The organism is Bacillus sp. HU-1818 (assembly GCF_022695965.1).
GTDB classification, from domain to species: domain Bacteria; phylum Bacillota; class Bacilli; order Bacillales; family Bacillaceae; genus Bacillus; species Bacillus atrophaeus.
This window is the reverse complement of sequence record NZ_JAAPBE010000001.1, coordinates 730,937-751,562: the sequence shown is the minus strand read 5'-3', so window position 1 is coordinate 751,562 and position 20,626 is coordinate 730,937. Positions and strand designations below refer to the sequence as shown.

Genomic DNA, 20,626 nt, shown 5'->3' with positions numbered 1-20,626 from the left:
AGTTTTTTTATGAGTATCAGTAAAGCATTGACCATTGCCGGCTCTGACTCGGGAGGCGGCGCAGGTATTCAGGCGGATTTAAAAACCTTCCAGGAGCTGGATGTATACGGCATGTCAGCTATTACTGCGGTGACGGCCCAGAATACATTAGGTGTTCATGGAGTATATCCGCTGTCTGTGGAAGCGCTTGGCCGGCAAATTGACGCAGTCGCGGAAGATTTAAGACCAGATGCAATCAAGACGGGAATGCTGTGGAGCGCGGAAATGATTGAAGAAGTTGCGAGGAAAGTCGATCAGTATCAATTGGATCGGCTGATTGTTGACCCGGTAATGATTGCAAAAGGCGGTGCCTCATTATTACGCGATGAATCGGTTGCCACGCTGAAGGAGCTTCTGATCCCCAGAAGTTATGCGATCACGCCAAATGTACCTGAAGCAGAGGCGCTGACAGGAATTCAAATCCACACGATGGATGACCGGAAAAGGGCCGCTGAAAAATGTATTGTGCTTGGGGCGCAGTATGTCATTATTAAAGGCGGACACCAGCCGGAAGATGAAAAGATCATTGACCTTCTTTATGATGGAAAAACGTTTACACAAATCAGCCATCCATATGTTAAAACGAAGCATACCCATGGAACAGGCTGTACCTTTGCCGCTGCTTTAACGGCTCAAACCGCCAAAGGACACGGGATTCATGCGGCTTTTGAAGTCGCGGCAAACTTTGTTCGTGAAGCGGTGGAACATACGCTTGGAATCGGAGCAGGCCATGGTCCGACAAATCATTTTGCATTTAAAAGAAACAGCTTGAATACAGCTGATTAGGGATCACCTTTTGAAAGGTGATCTCTTTATGTGCCTTTTTTCAGTTCTTTTATTCTGCCCTTGGTTATGATATGATGAATATTAAGATCAGGTACTAATACTATGTATTGACATGAATATAGGAGGCTTTATACATATGAATTTTTCACTGGAAGGCCGCAACATCGTCGTAATGGGAGTTGCCAATAAACGCAGTATCGCATGGGGAATCGCGCGTTCTTTACACGAAGCCGGCGCACGTCTGATTTTCACTTATGCGGGTGAACGCTTGGAGAAGTCAGTGAATGAATTGGCAGGGACATTAGAACGAAACGATTCAATTATACTTCCTTGTGACGTAACAAACGATGAGGAAATCGACACATGTTTTGCAAGCATTAAAGAGCAGGTCGGCGTTATCCACGGTATCGCGCATTGTATCGCTTTTGCGAACAAAGAAGAGCTTGTCGGCGAATATTTAAATACGAATCGTGACGGCTTCCTTTTGGCGCATAATATCAGCTCATATTCATTGACAGCTGTCGTCAAAGCCGCTCGTCCGATCATGGCAGAAGGCGGAAGCATTGTGACATTGACTTACCTTGGCGGAGAACTTGTTATGCCGAATTACAACGTCATGGGAGTGGCGAAAGCTTCTCTAGACGCAAGCGTAAAATATTTAGCTGCTGATTTAGGTAAAGAAAATATTCGTGTAAACAGTATTTCAGCTGGCCCGATCAGAACATTGTCTGCTAAAGGCATCAGTGACTTCAACTCAATCTTAAAAGACATCGAAGAGCGTGCGCCGCTCCGTCGCACGACAACGCCTGAAGAGGTGGGAGATACAGCTGCATTTTTATTCAGCGATATGTCCAGAGGCATCACCGGTGAAAACCTTCACGTTGATTCAGGTTTCCATATTACCGCACGCTAAATAAAATGTTTCAAAGGCAGTCCCAATTGGGATTGCTTTTTTCTTTCTTCTGATTTTTAACATTCTGTCATATAGATAGGATATGACAGAATCGGAGGGATGAAGATGTCAAATAAAAACAGAGACGCGGATAAAAAACCGCTCATGTATATTGTTCAGCCCAATTACTCAGAAACAAGATCTTCTATGCAGGATATTGTGATCAAACGAAAGATCAAAACGGCTCCGCCGGAAGAGCGGAAAAAGCCGGAAACGGCCGAAAAGCAGCATGAAGAATCTCTGAAAAAAGATATCCAGCAAGAAAAAGGTGCGGTGCAGCAACAAGAAGCACAGCAGCATGAGAGGGCGTTGCAGCAGCAGGAAGCACGGAAGCATGAAGAGACGTTGCAGCAGCAGGAAGCACGGAAGCATGAAGGGACGTTGCAGCAGCAGGAAGCACAGGAGCAGGAGGAAACCGCGCAGCACCAAGAGGCGCAGCAACAGGACCCGGCACAGCAGCAAGCAGAAACTGAAGATCGTCAAAAAAACGAGCAAGAGCCGGCTGCCGAAGTGAAGAAGCCCGAAAAAGAACCGGAAGCCGTCCATAATGCGGAAGCGGAGGAAAAACAAACACCTCCAAGAAGAGTGAAAAAACCGATGAGCAAAATGTCCATTATTGAAAAAATTGACTTTTTAACAAAGCTTCCGCACAATATGCCAAGAGCTCTTTGCCTGATTGAAGCGAATGGGAAAACATACAGAGGTGTGATCGTCGGAAGAAGAAATAATTCCGTCCTTCTTCGCACGACCGGAAACGGCGCGCCGACAGAGCTGGTAATTGATGACATCACCTCTTTGCATCCGCTTGGATTTTGATAAGTTGGGTTATGGCTGTCTGGATTACCTCCGGCAGCTTATTTAGATGAAAGAAAAAGCCTGCAGGTTTCTGCAGGCTTTTTTATCTGGGAAAGGATGTCTGTCTTTAGTGAGTGCGGTTAAGAAGTCTTGGGTTCAAACAATTGATTGCACAGAAGCAATCTAGATCAACTTCTACGCAAAAGTTTGTTTTTTCCAGACGGAACACATCGCAAACCGTATCTTTATCTGTGAAATCTAAAATGTGTTTATGTTCGTCAAATGCGATTAATAGGCTTAGTGTGGCACAGCCGTCATGGACTTTTTCTACTCTGAAGAATGCGGTATTGAAACAAGGTCCGTTATCCAGTTCGCCGACATTCCCGAACGCAACGAAAGGTTTTGATTTTGAAGTGAATATTGCGAATGGTATAGTATCGCCTAATGTATAGGATGGAGACAAAAGCTTTGAATAGCAGCCTGTCGGGCATTCTTCTTTTACTGCGCTTTGGAGATCCTCGATATTCTCAACCGCTTCACGCACACAGCTTGATGATTTCTGGCTCATATTATCCCTCCTGCCTTAAAGTTTTAAAATGACTGGCAAAAATAATGGAGAGTCAGCTGCTCATAAAGAGAGCAGCTGAATGATTTTGCATCCGTAATCAAAGCTTGGAAGGGGATTTCTTTTCATGCAAAATCAGTGTTTATCCATGATGATGATGCTTTTTGTCCTTGCTTGGCGATGTCCGGTCAACTAATTCCGGGGACAGACATTGAATCGCGCAGAAGCAGCTTAGATCAACTTCGATACAAAAGTCTGTTTTCTCAAGACCGAAGAAATCCGGATCACAAGGGTGGCACACGCTGAGTGTGTCACAGTTTACATCGACGGGCCGTAAAATAGAGAGTGTCGCACAGCAGTCGCATAATTTTTCAACTCGGAAGAAAATGGATTCGAAGCATTGCATATCATCCACAAATCCTCCGACGTTTCCAAATGTGGAGAACAATCCGCCTTTTTTATCGTACAAGAGAAACGGAATTGAGTCTTTTCCAGAAATAGTCGGGCTTAAAAGATTGGTATAGCAGCCAGTGGGACACTGTTCTTCAACTGCCTCCTGCTCTGCTAAAATCTTTTCAACCGCTTCGCATACACAGTTTTCATGTCGGCCATGGTGTTTTCCGCAGCTCATGGATTTCAGCTCCTTCTTTTAGGGTATTTGACTTTAGTCTTTAACAACATATGTACGCGAGCCCCACTTGGTGTGGGTATCCGTCTATAAATTAATATATGCAGGAAAATAAGAAAAAGCAGAGCATTTTTAGCTCTGCTTTTAGGTTTAGAGAACGAGAGTGATGACTAAGATGGCCACAAGTGTGTTGGTAGCTGTGGAGACCAATGCTGCGATGTCAGCATCTACTGTTGTGACATTTACACCGCGGGAGCATTCGATAAGAAGTTTTTGGCGGTTTACTTGTTTGTTAGCTGTAAGCTGCAATAAATCTTGTGCGACTAATTCTGCAATTACTCCGTCTGCAATGGATGTGAGAGTAGCCGTAACAACAGCAGCATTAAGCGCTGTGACAACTGATGTTACCGCTTGAACGTCTGTAGATGAAACGTTGATGTCACAAGAATCTCTAATAATAATTGTCTCATCGGAGACTTGTTTGTTGAGATTTGCCTGAGCTAGATCTTGGTCGATGAAGGCATTGTTGTCGCCAAACCCATTGCCATTGCAGCAAATATCGCAATTACATTTTCTATCTTTCTTTTCTTCTTTGTCGTCTAGCGGATGGTCGCAGTCAGGATCAAGTGCAACCCAAGAATATGGTCTGCTTTCCATATCTATTCCTCCTTTTCTTTTACTATTATTAAATGAGCCAGCCTCTTACTTTGACTCAGGCATATACCCTAGTGAAAAACACTATTTTTGATTATTTATCAGGATTTTGGCGTCTCTGACGGAGCTGTTCGATTAATTGTTCTCTGCGGCTTTGCGGCTTTTGGTTTTTTGGCTGTTCTTGTTCTTTTTCTTTTTCCTGTTCCTTTTTCTTTCTCTGGCTTTCAAGGAAAGCATCGGACTTTGCCTGCATGTCTTTCACTAATGCCAGAAGCATTTCTTTTTCTTCATCTGATACTTCTTTTAATTTATCCTTCGTAACGCCGTGTTTTTTAAAGACGTTGCTGACAAGCATTTTCAGCATCGGGTCTACTTCTGGAAGCTTAGCGAGCTCTTCTTTGAACTTTTCGTTATCTGCCAATTGTTTTCACCTCAACTTTAAAGTATGTGAAAAGAAAGGGTTAAAGGATGCCTAGTTCAGTGAAAAGTATATTTAATAATTGAAGTAGAATTTGTACAAAGGCCATGATATCGTCTGCTGCCAGAGTGATCCTGATATTTCGGCTGTTAATGACTTGAATGACCGTTCTTTTTTTGATCTGACAATCATCCAGGATGAGGATTTCACTTACCACTCCGTCAGCTGCGTCCTGATCGGCGATCATCAGTTGTGTCGCTAGGATAATCATTGTAGTAACCGAAGCTTGTATGGAAAGAGCGGCCGTTATATGTGTTGTATCAATGGTGATATTTTCACAATCAATCACTTCGATTTGCTGCTCGAATTCGTTGGATAATTGTTCAAATATTTGAGGATGCAGTGATTCAGCTTTTTCTTCAAACGACATAACCTTCACTCCTTTCTTATCCATACTTTATATAATGCAGATTAAGTGCAGAGCGGAATAAGAAAAACAACCAATCCGCACCCATTTTTTTACCGGACAAGATGCGATTCATGAGGATCAGGGTTTTGGCATATACGTAAAAGAGGTCATGTTTAAAAAAAGGAGTGAATCAGTGGTTATCAACTGGCTTTCTTTTATTCTTCTTTCGTTTGCAGTGTTTCGCCTGGCGCGGCTTTTCGTATTCGACACCATCATGGCGCCTCTCAGACGCCTTTTTCATGAAGAGAAGGAGGAAACAGATGCAGACGGGAATGTCGAGACGTATATTGTCATCAAAGGAACAGGCGTAAGAGCGTTTATAGGAGAATTGCTCAGCTGTTATTGGTGTACGGGTGTGTGGTGCGCCGGCTTTTTAATCGTGTGCCAGGCGCTTATTACAGCTATCGCTCAGTGGCTGATTTTACTGTTGGCCATCGCCGGTCTTGCCGGAGTTATTGAAACTCTTGTTTCGAAGTGGCTGCAAGAATAAGGCGAACCCACCAGAAACTTTCAAACAAAAAAAGCATAAATTAGCATATATGACATAATGAAAGGAAGGATTCACTATGAGCCAACTAAGCAAACCTTCCCAAAAATCTCCATATCAAGGTTCGACCAATCAACAACCTTATTCCAAAAAAATAAAAAAGAAAGGCTGCGGATGCGGCGGCAAGAAAAAGCCTCAGTAGCCTGGCGGAGAAACCGGAGATGTCCGGTTTTTTGTTTTTTTAGAAACAAGTTCGCTCCCCTTTGCATACACCATGAACAGGGGGGATACAGTGAGCGAATTTGAAGCGTATATAAATGGGAAATACCGGCCGCATGATGAAAAGCAAAGGGAGCACGACAAAAAGATCCGAAATATTGAGAAGGAATTAGCCCGGTTTGATCAAGCCGGTATGACCTTTGAACAAGAGATCGAAACATTTGCGGAAGAGACGGAAGCCCGTCTGAAGAAACATGCAGAATTTCCAAAACATCCATAAATCCGCAAGCGCCCTATGCATTTATCCAAGCCAAATGATTTGAGTCACATAGTGTATAGAGAGTAAAGGAGGTGCTTAATTATGGGTTTCGGATACGGATACGGCGGAGGCTGCTATAGCGGCGGAGGTTACGCTGGAGGATATTCTGGAGGCGGATACGGTTCCACATTCGTTCTTGTGGTCGTATTGTTCATTCTTCTTATTATCGTAGGCGCATCTTTTTTTGGTTAATATGATCTAACTAGAGGAAGTACGGGAACTTGCCCCGTGCTTCCTTACCTTGTGTAAATCATTCATGTGAATCAAAAAACTTGTGGGCAGACCGTAATTTTCTCACGATGGAAAAAGCACACTATCGTGCGGCGCTCATACAATAATGTATTACTCCAACAAAAGGAGGCACATGATGGATAATCAATTTTTTAAGAATATTGAAAAGAAAACAGGCGTGAATATGAACGATGTCATGAATCTTGCCGGCTCTTTGCAAAACGCCAATTTTAAAGACGAGAATACAGTCAGAAGCGTAATTAAGCGTGTATCGCAGCTTGCGAACAAACGCGTGCCGAAAGAGTTAGAAGATAAGATCGTTGAGTCCATTACGAGCGGAAAAGAAAAGCTTGATTTTGGCACGATTTCAAAGATGCTTAACAATAAATAAGCATCACTGGGTCCTGCTGTTTCAAATGGCGGGCCTTCTTTATTTGAAACAGCCTGACAGATGGCCTGTCAGGCTGATTTCCATTTTATTTGTGTAAGGACGATCGTTTGTTCAGCAGCATAAGCGGCTGCAAAAATCTAGAGCGGTGAGCGGTTTTTCCCCGCCGATTTGCCGGACAGGAAATATACAAATGCTGTTCTGCCCGGGTCATCGCAACGTAAAGCAGTCTTCTTTCTTCTTCAAGAGCGGTTTCGTCTCCTTTTCTCGCCGTTTCAAGCGAGAAATCGTGCGGAATCGAGCCGTCTACCGCTCCTAGTACATAGACCGTTTTGAATTCTAATCCTTTGGAACGGTGAACGGTCATAAGCTGTACGCCGTTTTCTGCTGTTTTGTTCTTTTCAGCAGCGCGCATATGATCGACATGAGCGAGAAAGTCAGGTATGGTCTTAAATTTCTTGGCGACAACTTTTACATCCCGGAGGTCATCCGACCCTTTTTCCAGCTTGTTTCCTTCGTTTCCGCGTTTTTTTAAATACTCGGAAAAGCCCATCTTACCTTCAGCAAATGTGATGGCTTCTACCGGTTTCATGGTGCGAAGGCTGGCGAAAAACGGGACGATTTTTTTGATTTTATTCAGCTGGAAGGACTTGAGGTCCGGAAGCTTTGTCAGAGCTTTGACCATCGAGCAATCTTCCGTAATCGAGAGAGCCTTTAGCGTATTTAAGGCTGACTGTTTTAAAAACAGTGCGGGAAGCAGATGCTTGATGGCTTCTGTATCATCTTCGTTCTGGCTGACATATAAGTAAGCCAGAATTTGGCGGACGATTCTTCTGCTGTAAAAGGATTGAACGCCGCGATCCGCTGTATATGGAACTGATGATTGATGAAGCCGTTCGTAAATGGCCCGCCCGCCGCTGTTTGTCCGGTAAAGAACCGCGAAGTCTTCCGGACGCGCGCCGTTTTGAATTTTTTCCTTTATATCGGACACGACCATAGTCGCTTCTTCCTCTTCGTCATACGGATAAAACAATACCGGGTGCTGCACATCGTCACGGGTAGCTTCTAACGTTTTGACATACCGCTTTTTATTTTTCTTCACCACAAGATCAGCGCTTGAGACAATCGGATGAGTCGATCTGTAATTGGCCGTTAAGTAAACGGTCTTTGCCCCGGGATAATCCTTCTGAAAGTCGAGGATAAAAGAAGGACTGCTTCCGCGAAACGCGTAAATTGACTGATCATCATCTCCGACACAGCACAGATTTTGTTCTGGGCTGGCGAGCATTTGCATGATTTTATATTGCACCGGATTTATGTCTTGGAACTCATCTATTAAAATATAAGTGAAGCGAGTCTGGTAATGTTCGAGAATATCAGGCCGCGATTGAAACAGTTCATAGCACGCGGACGCCATATCATCAAAATCAAATTGGCCGTGTTCTTTTTTCTGCCGTTCGTAATGCTCGTACAGCCGGTAGACTTGTTTTTCCCATTCATCCTTTAAAGGAATGCGTTCTCCAGGCAAATAAGAGTTTTTCCAATAGCCGATCTGCTGGATTGCTTGATCGACAGGAAACTCTTTTTCGTCTGCCCCTTCTTCATAGAGCGCTTTTTTTATATATTGCTCCTTTTGCCATTCCATTTTCAGCAAATGGTCTCCGTTCCATTTGGAAGAATCATAATGATAGAGAATTTTATAAAATAAGCTGTGGAACGTTCCGGTGACAAGCCTTCCTACATGTTGGGGAGCCAGTCCGTATTCATTAGCCATCCGTTCTTTCATTTCAGCGACTGCTTTTGTCGTAAAGGTCACAAGCAGCATGTTCTCCGGCGATACGCCGAGGTGTTCAATCATATGGGCGGCGCGGGCGGTCAGCACGCGTGTTTTTCCGCTCCCTGCACCGGCAAGCACAAGCAGCGGACCTTCCGTTTCCGTTACAGCCTGAAGCTGATCAGTGTTTAAACCGATCGTTGGAAAAAGAGACAAGTGCTGTTCTTCCGGTTTTTTTAGAAAAGGCGTTCCGGGGTTTATCTTTCTTGGCGGCTGCCATTCTGTCAGGACGGGGGATTTATCGGCTAAAATGGCTTTGCCTTTAGGTAAACGGAAAACGCCGGATTCCTCGTAATCTTCTTTTTTTGCTTCCTGTTTGCGGGATGTTGAATGGCAAGCCTCTTCGCAAGCTGAGAAATCTCCTATTTCACGGTGGAGAAATTCAGGTTCCTGAAGAATATCGAGCCGCATGATGACAGGCCTTCCGCAATGGGCGCAAAATAAATGTCCTTTTACCGCTTCTTCATAGAGGAATTGGTAATGTTCTCTCGAATATGTATGTAAATGTATTGTTCGATCATTCAGTCGGGCACATTTCAAAAAGGGGTCCTCCCACTAAAGGTGTTCATGTATTTGCAGACAAAGAATATCATAACAAAAGAATAGCGTTTCAAAAAGTAAGTTTAAGGGAAAAAGAGAGCAAAGGGGAGGGTATCATATGATATATGCTGGTCCAATCCAAAATCACCAATATGCTCAGTATGCAAATCGCACCGCAGTACATAAACCAGATTATGCCGGAATCACAAAGGTGAGCCATGTTCCAAATGACCGTGTCTACAAAGAAGTCGAAAAACGCCAGGAGATTCAGACGGAGGCAGAAAAAAAGGTAAACGAAACAAAACGTAAGCGCTCTCTTTATAAAAGGCTAAAGGAAGAGGGCGTCGGCAGGTATATTAATCATTATGCATAACAATTGATATCCATAAGAAAATCCGGATCTTTTTGAGATCCGGATTTTCTTTCGTTATTTCTTGATCATTTCCACATGGGGAATGCCGGCATCGAGAAATTCCTCTTTCGATGAGACCTTGTATCCCTGTTTTTCATAAAACGGCACTGCCTGAGTTTGTGCGTTTAAAATAAAACCGGACACGCCGCGGGCTTCTGCCGCTTTTTCCAGCGCCTGCATAATGATGGCTCCTACGCCGGAAGAGCGGTGGCTTTTTAATACGCAAATCCGCTCTAATTTACCGAGCCCCTCTTTAAGGCGCCATCTTCCGGCACCGACTGGCTGTCCTTCGTCATAAACCACAATATGCTCTGCTTCACTCTCAAGATGGTCGATTTCTTCTTCAGCCGGTACATTTTGTTCTTTTATAAAGACTTCTTGTCTGACGAAAAAAGCGTCTTTGATTTGTGCTTCATTTTTTGCGATAACTGCTTCCAAGTCTCTTATTCTCCTCCGCCTAACAAAAATGTTTCATATACAGTCCATGACCCGTTTTCTAACTGGTACATTAAGTGAAAGCGGTCGATTACTTCTTCATGGGATACTTCCTGCATTTTTAACTGCCCCAGCACGTCGGAATGCTCATCGTCTGAAAGATCTTGGGCGACTGTCACATGCGGGACAAAGCTGTATTCCGGTTCTGCGGCTAAAACACCGCTGTATAATTGTTCATTCAGCTCTTTTAATTCGTCTGTCGGCTCAGCTTTAATATAAATGACGTTATTCACCGGAGAAAAAGAGCTGTATTTTGTTAATTTTAATACAATCGGGTGTGATTCCTTTGCAATTTGTCTTAATTGCGACACCACCTGAGCTGCTTCTTGCTCAGTAGATTCAAACGGGGGTCTGAGTGTTAGGTGAGGCGGGATAAGTGCATAGCTTGGGTCATAGCGCTTTCTGTAAGAGTTTGCAAGATCCTGCAGTTTTTTTGATGGAAATAAAACAATTCCGTATTTCATGATATTCCCTCCCTGAATTGTTTGATCATAATGAGTATAGCAAGCGATTGGATGACTTACAGCATTTTTTTCAGCGCCGGAGTAATTAACGGCTGCCAGTAGGTCCATTTATGATCTCCGTCAAACGTTTCATAATAATATTCCGACTGTTTTTGTTCAATTAGCTGTTTGAGCTCCAAATTCGGTGCTGTAAAATCTAAAATTTGTCCGTCTGTTGTATGGACGTCTGTTTCCTTTTCGCCGATTTGATGATAAATAGAGATATTCTTCATATCATTTGACCGGCTCACAGCCTCCAGTACATGATGGTCAACGTATGGAGATTGCATAATCACGTTGCCGAACATATTCGGGTAATCAAGAGCTGTCATTAAGGAAACAGTGGCTCCGAGAGAATCACCGATCAGCGTTCGGCCGTACCCAACTTCGTACGTAGGATATTCTCTGTCAGCATAAGGGATCAGTTCATTTGCGATAAACCGCTTATAGCTTGCAAATTTAGAGCCTTCCGGATGATACGTTTCCCTGCGTTCTTTGACGTTCTGATAAGGAACGCCGATGATGATGCTGCGGTCAATCTCTCTTTTGGAGAGAAGATCTTCCACTTGACGGCCGATTCTGCCCAGCCTGAAATAATCATGACCGTCCTGGGCGATAATAAGGTGATACTTATAAAGAGGGGAGTAGACTGACGGCAAATAGACCAGTATCGTCATTTCCCCGCCAAGCTCTTCTGAAAAAAGCTTCTTTTCATGAATTACTCCAGTTTTTGGTGCCACAATAAATTCCTCCAGGCCATCTAAAGTCTTCACATATGTTATGTATCCTTTATTGTACCACGAATTGTTAGAAATTTCTCTCTTTGGAACATCTTCTGTGAGTGTTTGCAGCCGATTCACCAGTAGATCTAAAAAACTGTTGAAATATAAAATGAATTACGCTAATATAAAACAATCAGAAAATTTAGAGACATTCTTATCGTGAGAGGTGGAGGGACTGGCCCTTTGAAACCTCAGCAACCGGTTTGCTTTGCCAAGAAAGGCGAAGTGCCAAGGTGCTAAATCCAGCAAGCGATTTTTGTGCTTGGAAGATAAGAGGAAGTGTAAAACCCCTTCTTCTTATGAAGCAAGGGGTTTTTTATTTTGAAAAGGGATGGTGTTTGTTCTATGTCAGAGCATATTGAAACGAAATTAGCCCAAATCGGAAACCGCAGCGAAGAAACGACGGGAACTGTAAACCCGCCGATTTATTTATCAACGGCCTACCGTCACAAAGGCATCGGCGAATCGACCGGATTTGATTATGTCCGGACGAAAAATCCGACACGCCAGCTTGTCGAAGATGCGATCGCAAGCCTAGAGAACGGCGCAAGAGGGTTTGCTTTCAGTTCAGGCATGGCCGCCATCCAAACGATTATGGCCTTATTCAAAAGCGGTGATGAACTGATTGTCTCCTCAGACTTGTACGGCGGCACATACCGTCTGTTTGAAAATGAATGGAGAAAATACGGATTGAGCTTCCTTTATGATGATTTCACAGACGAAGACTGTTTACGCTCAAAAATAACAAATAACACAAAAGCGGTGTTCGTGGAAACGCCGACAAATCCGCTGATGCAGGAAGCTGATATCGAAAACATTGCCCGGATTACCAATGAGTTAGGCTTGCTTCTCATTGTGGACAATACATTTTACACGCCGATTTTGCAGCGTCCCTTGGAACTTGGGGCAGATATTATCATTCACAGCGCGACGAAGTATTTGGGCGGGCATAATGATTTGCTTGCTGGCCTTGTCGTCGTGAAAGATAAGGAGCTTGGTGAGGAAATGTTTCAGCACCAAAATGCGATTGGCGCCGTGCTTCCGCCATTTGATTCCTGGCTTTTAATGAGGGGAATGAAGACGCTGGGCCTCAGAATGCGCCAGCACCAAGAAAATGCGCAGGAGCTTGCGGCATTTTTGGAAGAACAAGATGAAATCGCCGATGTGCTGTATCCGGGCAAAGGCGGTATGCTGTCATTCCGTTTGCAGAAAGAAGAATGGGTGAATCCGTTTTTAAAAGCCTTGCAGACGATTTGTTTTGCGGAAAGCCTTGGCGGGGTAGAAAGCTTTATTACATATCCCGCGACCCAAACCCATATGGATATTCCGGAAGACATCCGAATCGCAAACGGCGTCTGCAATCGTTTGCTTCGCTTTTCAGTCGGTATTGAGCACGCCGAAGATTTAAAACAAGACTTAAAACAGGCGTTACGTCAGGTCAAAGAGGGAGCTGTTTCATTTGAGTAATCATAATTGGACGCTGGAAACCCAGCTAGTCCACAATCCATTTAAAACAGACGGAGCAACAGGGGCAGTCAGTGTGCCGATCCAGCATGCCTCAACTTTTCACCAATCATCGTTTGAAGAGTTTGGCGCATTTGATTACAGCCGCTCAGGCACGCCGACCAGAACGGCTCTGGAGGAAACGATTGCGGCTTTAGAAGGCGGAACGAGAGGGTTTGCCTTCAGTTCGGGGATGGCCGCCATTTCAACGGCTTTCTTGCTGCTTTCACAGGATGACCATGTATTAGTGACAGAAGATGTGTATGGCGGAACATTCCGTATGGTGACAGAGGTTTTGACCCGCTTTGGGATTGAGCATACCTTTGTCGATATGACCAATGTAAATGAAATCGCCCGACATATTCAGCCAAATACTAAAGTCATTTACATGGAAACCCCGTCAAACCCTACGCTTGGTATTACTGACATTAAAGCAGTCGTCAAGCTGGCAAAGGAGAATGGCTGTCTGACATACTTGGACAACACGTTTATGACGCCGGCATTACAGCGGCCGCTTGATCTCGGGGTAGACATCGTACTTCACAGCGCCACAAAGTTCTTGAGCGGACACAGCGATGTTTTATCCGGGCTTGCGGCTGTTAAAGATGACGCACTGGGGCGCGAACTGTATAAACTGCAAAACGCATTCGGCGCTGTCCTTGGCGTGCAAGACTGCTGGCTCGTACTGCGAGGTTTAAAAACATTGCAGGTCCGGTTAGAAAAAGCAAGCCATACGGCACTCCGGCTTGCGGAATATTTCCAGCAGCATCCGGCCGTAAAACGTGTGTATTACCCAGGGCTGTCTGATCATCCGGGCTCCGCTATCCATAAAAGCCAATCAAGCGGAGCTGGCGCCGTACTTTCATTTGAGCTTGAAAGCAAAGAGGCCGTCAAAAAATTGGTGGAAAACGTATCACTCCCGGTCTTTGCTGTCAGTCTCGGCGCAGTGGAATCCATTTTGTCATATCCGGCGACGATGTCCCATGCGGCGATGCCTAAGGAAGAACGTGAAAAACGCGGCATCACTGACGGATTATTGCGGCTCAGTGTGGGAGTCGAAAATGCAGATGATTTAGAACGCGATTTCGAACAAGCGCTGAAAGAAATAGCGCCTGTAGCTGCGCGGTAAAAAAGAAGCCGGGGACACTCGGCTTCTTTTTATGAAAAAAATTTAATCAGCAGGATTGAGAATCGCCAGCACTTGATGATCCTGCCAATCTCCGTTGATTTTTACATATCTCGCTTTGTAACTTCAGGTTTCCTTCAGCATCATCTATCTGTAAGGGCCTTATATAAATGGTATTTTCTTTTATCACCGCCATGATCTCTCCGTTCTCTCTATAGCATTACTTTTTTAACAATCTAAGAAAATCTCAGAAATCCTTATTTATAAAAAGGAAGAAAACCAATTTCCCATAAAAGTGCCGACATAGTTGCCGATTAAGTAGCCAAGCGTTCCGACCAGCATAATCGGCGCGACAAGCTCCCGCCATCCCTTTGCTATCGCCATTGCCGCAGCTGTCGTCGGCCCGCCAACTGTGGCGTTCACGGCAAGCAGAATTTCCTCAAGGCGGACGCGGAACAGTTTTCCGACAAGGAGAGAAACGATTAAATTGCTGATCGCAATGAGGAACACAAATAATAGAATAAGCGGCGCATTAGTCACAATTAAACGGAGGTCGGCAGGAATACCTATCACCACAAAAAACAAATAAATGAAATAGGTTCCCAGCTCCTGAGACCCATTGAGCTTTTCAAAAAAGCGAGGGAAAAGAAAAATCACAAGGACGGTCAAAGTCGTAAGCACAAGATACTGATCGCCCAAAGTCCCGGTCAAAAGGGGATGAGAAAAAACACTGTTAAAAAAAACAGCAATCTTAACGCTCACTGCGACAAGCGCAAAAGCAGCGCCCATATTAAACGCAATATCCTTTAAGGAAATACTTTTCCGTTTCCAATAGCTTTCTGCATTATTTTCGCCGTTTCCTTCCGCCTTTACTTTGTCTTCATACGGCATATCAAAATGTCTTTGAAACCACTTCAGAGCGGGAATACTGATTAATATAAAAAACAGCATCGCCATCATAAAATTGTCAGCCACCACAGTCGCTGAAACATATTCACCCGGCGTCTCAAACTTCGCAGCCATCGCCGCAAAATTAATTCCACCGCCGATATAAGAAGCGCTGATCATACCGCCGATTTTATCAAGAAAAGGAATATGATTTTTCAAAAGAAAAAAAGCCGCAATGCTGCCAAGCACCGTTCCCCCAGCGCTTACCAAAAAGATAAACAGCAAACGCCTGCTTTCGCTAAAAATCTGACGCACATTGATCTGAAACAGCAAAAGAGGAATCGCAAGCGGCACAACATATGCCCACACTGAATCATACACAGGAGATTCAACAGGGAGCACCCCGATATTCGTAAATACCATCGCCCCGACAAGCGCCAATATTGCCCCGGAAATAGCAGATGCCCATTTAAAGCGCTGCTCGAAATAGATACTAACAGCGGCCCACACCGCGATAAACCCCCACAGCACCCAAACATCGTCAGAAGAAATAAAAGAATCCACTCAACCACCCCTATTTATTTGAAAATTAAAATAATTATAAGGGTGACAAGACAGCAGAGCAAGAGAAGATAAAGTTTTTATAAAAAAGATATTGACGGAAAGCACATTAGCACATATAATAGAACTTGTCAGTAAGACAACCAACATACCCAGCAACACATACATATCATGATTCCGTAGCTCAGCTGGGAGAGCGCTACCTTGACAGGGTAGAGGTCGCTGGTTCGAGCCCAGTCGGAATCATAGCTTAAACCCTTGCGTAGCAAGGGTTTTTTACTTTTCTTATTTAGTGATTTTGTCATCATTCAGCGAGTTGGGGACGAATTGGGGACGAAATTGTTTTTTTGAGCTGATTTTGAAGGGGAATTCAAAATCAACTCTGTTTTTGTGCTAGGTTTCTAGGATCGAACTGGTTAAAGTGTTTTACTGTGCTATTTTCGAGTTTCTCGGTAACATGACCATAAATATCACTAGTTGTTCGAGCACTGGCATGTCCAGCTCTTCTTTGAATAGCACTGAGACTTTCGCCAGCTTCCATAAGGAGAGCCACCATAGTATGCCGCAAGTCATGGAGACGAACATCTTTGAGGCCGTACTTCTTTTTTATTTTAGTCCATTTAGCGGTAGGGGTTGTATAGTAGTAAGGTTTTCCTTTACCACTGTGAAATACATATTGATGTTCTCCGCCTTCCCAGGCATCGCCAAGCAACAATTTTTCTTTTTTCCATATGCGATAATATTTAGCCAACTCATCCATATAAAAATCAGGCATTTTAACGAATCGTTGAGAACTTTTTAACTTCGGGCTTTTGACGAGAGGCTCTCCGTTAATTGTTTTAGAAATTGATCTATTTACGTATATTCCACCTTTGTCCCAATCTACATCCAAGTGCCATTCACAAGCAAGAGCTTCTCCTCTACGAAGCCCCCCGATCAGAGCTGCAAGATAATATAAGCGCCATTTAATATCTATTTCATACAACACTTTAATACATTCAGCTGCTTCTTCCGATTCAAGAAAGTTCATTTCATTATTCTCAGCTTCAGGTGAACTCAATCCCTCCATAGGATCATCTTTTATCAATTTCCATTCCTCTGTTGCGGTTTTAAACAGTGCTTGCAGAATTTTAAATATATCTTTGATTGTTTGATCTCCTAATCCGCCAGGCTTTCCATCTTTTCTAGCCCATGGTGATGCTTTTTATGTTCTCTGTAAACTGCTTCCGGTAAATCTCAGGATAGACTATTGGCGGTTAACGGCTTGAGTACGGTGGCAGTTAAGAAAGAATATATTCAGGCGTTTACCCGATTTGTACAATGTAGATGAATTTATTCGACAAATTTCGTAAATTGCCTATTTAAGTTTTATTAACGAAAAGTCTTGATTAAGAACACTTGTTCGTGTATCATGAATAATGAGTATAAAGTAGCAGGAGTATTCCTTTTTTTGTCGAATTCTAAGAGTTAGAAATGATAAAAAGGGGGAAATATTCTTTGTTAGAAGACAAACATTCTTATATTGCAAATTTCAATTGTACTTTTGGAAAAGAAAATCAACCTATGTTGGATTATTTTTTTGAAATTATACTACCGGCTTTTTCAAAAGAAGAAGAGGATCAAAAAAAAGGAAGTGAAAAAAAGGAAACTGATTTCTTTTTTCGTAATGTTAAACTGACTAATGTAAAAGGTGAATTTGTCCTTGCTGGTTTAATTGTTAAAAGTACTACTTTAGAAGTGAAGTCGAGAATTATTAAAGGTGAATTAGTAAGGACAAATGAAATATATCCTTCAGATCCTTACTCTTATTTCTTAATAAATTTGAAAAACCATCGCATGGTATTAGTTAAAAATCAAAAAGGGAGTCCGACTTTAAAGAATTTCTCAGTAACAGCGAGAGAAAAAATTAGAAACTATACCAGGGAAGAGAATGAAGTAAGGGAAGAAAAATTACCTAATGTCAATTTAAATGTCGTAGCTATTCCTTTTAAAGGAGCAATCGAGGAAGAGTTAAAGAAAGTAAAACAAATCAAGAATGTAACTTTAAGATTTTATCCTTTAAATGGCGATATTATTGACAATGAAACAGTCGATTATTTAACAGAAACATTGGAAAAACTTGGTTCGAAGACAGGGAATATAACATATAATACACCAACTAATAAAGATAATGTGGTATCGATTATTAAAGACACAAAGGGTTTAATGAAGCCTACAATAAGAGTAAAATTTAATAATGGAACTTCAGGAACTTTGAAGGATGATTCATTTACAGAGGTAATGAGTATACCATTAAATGAAGAAGAAACATTCAATCAGAATATTGATGAGATTACTGGTAAAGTTATAAATAAACCGGAATTTAATGAAACAAGTGAAGAAAATAGGTCAATATATGATAGAGTGTATACCAGACTTGAGAATGCATACAATACTTTATTTAAAAAATAGCTTTTAAAAGGTGATTAAATGGATGAGGGACAAAAAGAGCAGATAAGTGAGCATATTAGAGATTTATTTGAATCTAAAAAAAAGAACTCTAATCAAATATTTTTAGAAAGTATTGATCTTTTTAAATTATCAAACATAAGATTGTGCTTTTTAATTTTGATGTTTATGGCTACATTTATATTTCTAAAATTTATTCTATTTAATGTAACTAGTGCAATTGATATCATATCGGATATAACAGTAAATGTTAATGCAATCATAATTCCTGTTTTCACAGTTATTGTAACAGGGTATGCTATCTTTCAAGCACTAGCTAGCGACCAAACCATGATCACCTTAATTAAAGTAAAACATGAAGAGCAAAGTAGTAAATTTAAAATATACAACTTTTATTTTTTGGGTGTGGGAGTATTTTATTTAATTATAATAATCGTTAATTTTTTGTTAGTGGCTATTTTTAAATACTTACCCAGTGGTTGGTATTTGACCTACTTGAGTATAGAAACGAATGAATTAATATCCGCATCGTTGATTAGCCTTTACATCATTTTTATATTAAATTTTTTAATTGAGCTGAAATGTGTTATTTATAACTTGTTTCAAGTTTTCATTACTAATGCCACATCGAATGCTATAAACTATTTAAAAAGTGAAATGGAGAAAGAAGAAAAAGATAAATAATCACTTTAAGACATCCATAACGGATGTCTTTTTATTTTGAAAGGAGTTGAGAAAAATGAAATGGGTCAATAGGATAAAGTATAAAGTTGAGAAAGTGATGGGGAGAATGTCAGGGGACGGGGGATGCTTGGATCATTTGGTGTCAGAGATCAGCGTGCTATATACGGACTGATACATGTCAGCGAATACCTAGCATTTACCGAACATCCTATCAGCCTGAGTTTAGGGACTTTTATGCGTGTCAAACGGTGAGGGACTCAAACGCCTTTGTGCTCTTTACGTTAATGAAAATAGAAAGAGAAGGTGATTCAAATGCCGCCTAAACCATTAAGGGAATGTAAGGCCATTACCAGGAAGGGGTAACTGCCCTGACCACAGGAACGTCCGGCAGGAGGAAACAAAACATTACAACAAAAATTAAAACAATAACAAGTTTTTATAAATCAACAGATTGGAAACGAACAAGACAACTTGCTTTGATACGAGACAATTATCTTTGTCAGCATTGTTTGAAAGATCGTTGCTTCACACCAGCTGACATGGTGCATCATATTGTGGAAGTAAAGGAAGATTGGTCGAAGAGATTAGACTTAGACAACCTTGAAAGCCTGTGTAATGCCTGTCACAACAAGGTTTATGGTAGTAAAGACAAGTGACCCTCCCCCCTATCCAAATCGCTGGAAAGAAAACGTTTTGAGAACGGAGCCCCCTCTTCTGCAAACAAACACCGCTTTTCAAAGTTCCGGAAAAACAAAATACCCTCCCGGCAAATTCACCGAGAGGGCTTGGTACGACTGGTGAAGGCCACGCGGAAGGAATCGCGTCGGCTGTTGGCTTGAAAAAAAACTGAATCAACCTCTAAAAAGAAAGAATCTTCAAACGGCGTTAAATTAGCCGTAGTGAAGCCAAACGCCGATGGATGGCTTTGGGTATAAAAGTGCAAACTGGAATGACAAGGCACAAAAAGTAAAGCCGGGGGAAGCTTTTACAATCGCTTCAACCGTAACAGTCAGGGGATCAAAAATGTACAAGTTGAAATCCGGTCTGTATATTACGGCTGCTGATAAGTATGTTCAGGTTAAAACCAAGTAAACAAAAAGGGCCTTCTCATAACGAGAGGCCTTTTTTTGATTTTTACGATCTTCAAGGTAAGCGTATACGAATAGGTGTATTAGTTCGTTATCACCAGTTTAAATTAATATCAAATTCTTTTACATTTGAAGTAACATTTTTGTCTGGCCAATAATCCCACTTAATCCTCACTGATTTGATTTCATTGGGACCGCTTAATTTTTTAACCGGATAAAGGACATAACCTTCTTTTTTTGCACCAGACATAATTTCTCCGCCAATATCTTCACTGAGTGATAAACTGGCATCTATTTGTTCCTTAGTGTTGGTGAGAAGTGTCCCTTGATCTGGAAATGTCGTAATATCTTTATCACTTTCATTATTAATAGTAAAGTGAACAGCTATAGCCCCCTCAGCTCCAGACTCCATTTCGTCTTTAACTATTCCAACACGATCAATTTTAAACGTTGTATCATTCTCTTTTTCTGACCAGTTTACTTCATGAACAACAGTAGAATCATCATCTGACAATTCATTTACTCTATTGTTTTCAGAAGAAACCTTATTTTTTTCCTCTTCATAAGATTGGATGTTTGTATTATCACCCACTCCCGATTCTATGGCTCTATTTTTCGGAGTGGTATCCGAAAATTGTCCACCTAAATAGAAAAAGAATATAGAAGCCAGAAAACAAAGTGGAACAGTTATCTTACCAAATTTTCGTGTTCTTTTGATGAAAAGAAAAATCAAGCCAACTATAAACCCTATAAACAAAAAAAACCCTATAAAACTTAGAAATAAGTCCATAATATTCCTCCTGAATTAAGAC

At 42.0% G+C, this 20,626-nt stretch carries 24 protein-coding genes, 1 tRNA gene, 2 pseudogenes and 1 riboswitch; of the genes and pseudogenes, 15 read left to right on the top strand and 12 right to left on the bottom strand.

Translation table 11 applies throughout. From position 1 onward, the window contains the following. Window positions 1-9 precede the first annotated feature (9 nt). From thiD to GXP75_RS03685, 3 genes are all read left to right on the top strand, one after another. Entirely contained in the window at window positions 10-825 is an 816-nt protein-coding gene (gene thiD / locus GXP75_RS03695; RefSeq protein WP_242556156.1) for a bifunctional hydroxymethylpyrimidine kinase/phosphomethylpyrimidine kinase, read from the top strand. Between the two features lie 136 nt (window positions 826-961). Beyond that, window positions 962-1,738 (top strand): enoyl-ACP reductase FabI, encoded by a 777-nt coding sequence (gene fabI, locus GXP75_RS03690; RefSeq protein WP_010788262.1) that lies wholly within the window; start codon window positions 962-964, stop codon window positions 1,736-1,738. A 105-nt stretch (window positions 1,739-1,843) separates the two neighbouring features. Continuing rightward, complete coding sequence (locus GXP75_RS03685; RefSeq protein ID WP_277990651.1) at window positions 1,844-2,593, top strand: CotO family spore coat protein; 750 nt, start codon at window positions 1,844-1,846, stop codon at window positions 2,591-2,593. A gap of 106 nt (window positions 2,594-2,699) precedes the next feature. Here GXP75_RS03685 and cotZ read toward each other — a convergent pair whose 3' ends face one another. From cotZ to GXP75_RS03660, 5 genes are all read right to left on the bottom strand, one after another. Then, the gene (gene cotZ / locus GXP75_RS03680; protein WP_242556154.1) at window positions 2,700-3,140 is read right to left on the bottom strand and encodes a spore coat protein CotZ; all 441 of its coding nucleotides are present in this window, start codon (window positions 3,138-3,140) and stop codon (window positions 2,700-2,702) included. Between the two features lie 139 nt (window positions 3,141-3,279). Next, on the bottom strand, window positions 3,280-3,768 hold the full coding sequence (gene cotY / locus GXP75_RS03675; protein WP_061571244.1) for a spore coat protein CotY: 489 nt from the start codon (window positions 3,766-3,768) through the stop codon (window positions 3,280-3,282). A 147-nt stretch (window positions 3,769-3,915) separates the two neighbouring features. Next, window positions 3,916-4,422 carry a spore coat protein CotX gene (gene cotX, locus GXP75_RS03670; RefSeq protein ID WP_088116939.1) on the bottom strand — a complete coding sequence of 169 codons (507 nt, stop codon included), beginning with the start codon at window positions 4,420-4,422 and terminating at the stop codon, window positions 3,916-3,918. Window positions 4,423-4,513: 91 nt separating this feature from the next. Continuing rightward, window positions 4,514-4,840 (bottom strand): spore coat protein, encoded by a 327-nt coding sequence (locus GXP75_RS03665; RefSeq protein WP_088116940.1) that lies wholly within the window; start codon window positions 4,838-4,840, stop codon window positions 4,514-4,516. Between the two features lie 40 nt (window positions 4,841-4,880). Then, window positions 4,881-5,267 (bottom strand): spore coat protein, encoded by a 387-nt coding sequence (locus tag GXP75_RS03660; RefSeq protein ID WP_003327544.1) that lies wholly within the window; start codon window positions 5,265-5,267, stop codon window positions 4,881-4,883. A 172-nt stretch (window positions 5,268-5,439) separates the two neighbouring features. Between GXP75_RS03660 and GXP75_RS03655 the strand changes: the two genes are divergently transcribed. The 4 genes from GXP75_RS03655 (at window position 5,440) to spoVIF (ending at window position 6,953) form a co-directional block, all read left to right on the top strand. Further along, window positions 5,440-5,796, top strand: a complete 357-nt coding sequence (locus GXP75_RS03655; RefSeq protein WP_242556278.1) for a DUF1360 domain-containing protein — start codon at window positions 5,440-5,442, stop codon at window positions 5,794-5,796. Window positions 5,797-6,085: 289 nt separating this feature from the next. Next, complete coding sequence (locus tag GXP75_RS03650) at window positions 6,086-6,292, top strand: hypothetical protein (RefSeq protein ID WP_010788265.1); 207 nt, start codon at window positions 6,086-6,088, stop codon at window positions 6,290-6,292. Window positions 6,293-6,373: 81 nt separating this feature from the next. Next, window positions 6,374-6,523: a YjcZ family sporulation protein gene (locus GXP75_RS03645; protein ID WP_003327540.1), complete on the top strand. Its 150-nt coding sequence runs from the start codon at window positions 6,374-6,376 to the stop codon at window positions 6,521-6,523. 175 nt (window positions 6,524-6,698) lie between these two features. Then, a complete protein-coding gene (spoVIF, locus tag GXP75_RS03640; protein WP_003327539.1) occupies window positions 6,699-6,953 on the top strand; it encodes a sporulation-specific transcription regulator SpoVIF in 255 nt (84 codons plus the stop codon). 85 nt (window positions 6,954-7,038) lie between these two features. Here spoVIF and GXP75_RS03635 read toward each other — a convergent pair whose 3' ends face one another. Next, on the bottom strand, window positions 7,039-9,324 hold the full coding sequence (locus tag GXP75_RS03635; protein ID WP_242556153.1) for an ATP-dependent helicase: 2,286 nt from the start codon (window positions 9,322-9,324) through the stop codon (window positions 7,039-7,041). A 118-nt stretch (window positions 9,325-9,442) separates the two neighbouring features. Between GXP75_RS03635 and GXP75_RS03630 the strand changes: the two genes are divergently transcribed. Further along, window positions 9,443-9,697, top strand: a complete 255-nt coding sequence (locus tag GXP75_RS03630) for a hypothetical protein (protein ID WP_214917909.1) — start codon at window positions 9,443-9,445, stop codon at window positions 9,695-9,697. A 54-nt stretch (window positions 9,698-9,751) separates the two neighbouring features. Here the strand turns inward: GXP75_RS03630 and GXP75_RS03625 are convergent, their stop codons facing one another. From GXP75_RS03625 to GXP75_RS03615, 3 genes are read right to left on the bottom strand one after another with little or no spacing between them, the layout of a single operon-like run. Continuing rightward, window positions 9,752-10,174, bottom strand: coding sequence for a GNAT family N-acetyltransferase (locus tag GXP75_RS03625; protein ID WP_214917906.1), 423 nt, complete (start codon window positions 10,172-10,174; stop codon window positions 9,752-9,754). A 5-nt stretch (window positions 10,175-10,179) separates the two neighbouring features. Continuing rightward, entirely contained in the window at window positions 10,180-10,695 is a 516-nt protein-coding gene (locus GXP75_RS03620; protein WP_061571253.1) for a YjcG family protein, read from the bottom strand. Between the two features lie 56 nt (window positions 10,696-10,751). Then, a complete protein-coding gene (locus GXP75_RS03615) occupies window positions 10,752-11,474 on the bottom strand; it encodes an esterase family protein (protein ID WP_061571821.1) in 723 nt (240 codons plus the stop codon). Between the two features lie 193 nt (window positions 11,475-11,667). After that, window positions 11,668-11,792, top strand: a riboswitch (SAM riboswitch). Window positions 11,793-11,861: 69 nt separating this feature from the next. On the opposite strand from GXP75_RS03615, the gene GXP75_RS03610 reads away from it, so the two are divergent. Together GXP75_RS03610 and metC are read left to right on the top strand one after the other, a co-directional pair. Further along, entirely contained in the window at window positions 11,862-12,983 is a 1,122-nt protein-coding gene (locus tag GXP75_RS03610; protein WP_214917902.1) for a methionine biosynthesis PLP-dependent protein, read from the top strand. Further along, a complete protein-coding gene (gene metC, locus GXP75_RS03605; protein WP_242556152.1) occupies window positions 12,976-14,148 on the top strand; it encodes a cystathionine beta-lyase in 1,173 nt (390 codons plus the stop codon). The genes GXP75_RS03610 and metC overlap by 8 nt, the downstream gene beginning before the upstream one ends. 258 nt (window positions 14,149-14,406) lie before the next feature. Here the strand turns inward: metC and GXP75_RS03600 are convergent, their stop codons facing one another. Beyond that, window positions 14,407-15,597 carry a DUF819 family protein gene (locus GXP75_RS03600; protein WP_242556151.1) on the bottom strand — a complete coding sequence of 397 codons (1,191 nt, stop codon included), beginning with the start codon at window positions 15,595-15,597 and terminating at the stop codon, window positions 14,407-14,409. Between the two features lie 170 nt (window positions 15,598-15,767). Between GXP75_RS03600 and GXP75_RS03595 the strand changes: the two genes are divergently transcribed. Continuing rightward, window positions 15,768-15,840 (top strand) — tRNA-Val (locus tag GXP75_RS03595). 130 nt (window positions 15,841-15,970) lie between these two features. Here the strand turns inward: GXP75_RS03595 and GXP75_RS03590 are convergent. Continuing rightward, window positions 15,971-16,783, bottom strand: a pseudogene (locus tag GXP75_RS03590) (site-specific integrase); the annotation flags it as partial. Window positions 16,784-17,091: 308 nt separating this feature from the next. Here GXP75_RS03590 and GXP75_RS03585 point away from each other — a divergent pair. The 4 genes and pseudogenes from GXP75_RS03585 to GXP75_RS03570 all read left to right on the top strand — a co-directional run bounded on the left by GXP75_RS03585 (window position 17,092) and on the right by GXP75_RS03570 (window position 19,818). After that, window positions 17,092-18,045 carry a hypothetical protein gene (locus GXP75_RS03585; protein WP_242556149.1) on the top strand — a complete coding sequence of 318 codons (954 nt, stop codon included), beginning with the start codon at window positions 17,092-17,094 and terminating at the stop codon, window positions 18,043-18,045. 18 nt (window positions 18,046-18,063) lie between these two features. Continuing rightward, window positions 18,064-18,726, top strand: a complete 663-nt coding sequence (locus GXP75_RS03580) for a hypothetical protein (protein ID WP_242556148.1) — start codon at window positions 18,064-18,066, stop codon at window positions 18,724-18,726. Window positions 18,727-19,038: 312 nt separating this feature from the next. Next, window positions 19,039-19,382: pseudogene (locus GXP75_RS03575) on the top strand (HNH endonuclease). Window positions 19,383-19,641: 259 nt separating this feature from the next. Further along, window positions 19,642-19,818 (top strand): DUF5776 domain-containing protein, encoded by a 177-nt coding sequence (locus GXP75_RS03570; RefSeq protein WP_242556147.1) that lies wholly within the window; start codon window positions 19,642-19,644, stop codon window positions 19,816-19,818. Between the two features lie 90 nt (window positions 19,819-19,908). Here the strand turns inward: GXP75_RS03570 and GXP75_RS03565 are convergent, their stop codons facing one another. Next, on the bottom strand, window positions 19,909-20,604 hold the full coding sequence (locus GXP75_RS03565) for a hypothetical protein (protein WP_242556146.1): 696 nt from the start codon (window positions 20,602-20,604) through the stop codon (window positions 19,909-19,911). Window positions 20,605-20,626: the final 22 nt, after the last annotated feature.

Excerpts from the sequence above, each read along its gene's own strand:
- GXP75_RS03620 (WP_061571253.1), bottom strand. The coding sequence starts at position 10,695 with ATGAAATACGGAATTGTTTTATTTCCATCAAAAAAACTGCAGGATCTT.
- GXP75_RS03630 (WP_214917909.1), top strand. The coding sequence starts at position 9,443 with ATGATATATGCTGGTCCAATCCAAAATCACCAATATGCTCAGTATGCA.
- spoVIF (WP_003327539.1), top strand. The coding sequence starts at position 6,699 with ATGGATAATCAATTTTTTAAGAATATTGAAAAGAAAACAGGCGTGAAT.
- GXP75_RS03685 (WP_277990651.1), top strand. The coding sequence starts at position 1,844 with ATGTCAAATAAAAACAGAGACGCGGATAAAAAACCGCTCATGTATATT.
- GXP75_RS03570 (WP_242556147.1), top strand. The coding sequence starts at position 19,642 with ATGGATGGCTTTGGGTATAAAAGTGCAAACTGGAATGACAAGGCACAA.
- cotZ (WP_242556154.1), bottom strand. The coding sequence starts at position 3,140 with ATGAGCCAGAAATCATCAAGCTGTGTGCGTGAAGCGGTTGAGAATATC.
- cotY (WP_061571244.1), bottom strand. The coding sequence starts at position 3,768 with ATGAGCTGCGGAAAACACCATGGCCGACATGAAAACTGTGTATGCGAA.
- cotX (WP_088116939.1), bottom strand. The coding sequence starts at position 4,422 with ATGGAAAGCAGACCATATTCTTGGGTTGCACTTGATCCTGACTGCGAC.
- GXP75_RS03645 (WP_003327540.1), top strand. The coding sequence starts at position 6,374 with ATGGGTTTCGGATACGGATACGGCGGAGGCTGCTATAGCGGCGGAGGT.
- GXP75_RS03610 (WP_214917902.1), top strand. The coding sequence starts at position 11,862 with ATGTCAGAGCATATTGAAACGAAATTAGCCCAAATCGGAAACCGCAGC.
- GXP75_RS03660 (WP_003327544.1), bottom strand. The coding sequence starts at position 5,267 with ATGTCGTTTGAAGAAAAAGCTGAATCACTGCATCCTCAAATATTTGAA.
- GXP75_RS03580 (WP_242556148.1), top strand. The coding sequence starts at position 18,064 with ATGGATGAGGGACAAAAAGAGCAGATAAGTGAGCATATTAGAGATTTA.
- GXP75_RS03565 (WP_242556146.1), bottom strand. The coding sequence starts at position 20,604 with ATGGACTTATTTCTAAGTTTTATAGGGTTTTTTTTGTTTATAGGGTTT.
- fabI (WP_010788262.1), top strand. The coding sequence starts at position 962 with ATGAATTTTTCACTGGAAGGCCGCAACATCGTCGTAATGGGAGTTGCC.
- thiD (WP_242556156.1), top strand. The coding sequence starts at position 10 with ATGAGTATCAGTAAAGCATTGACCATTGCCGGCTCTGACTCGGGAGGC.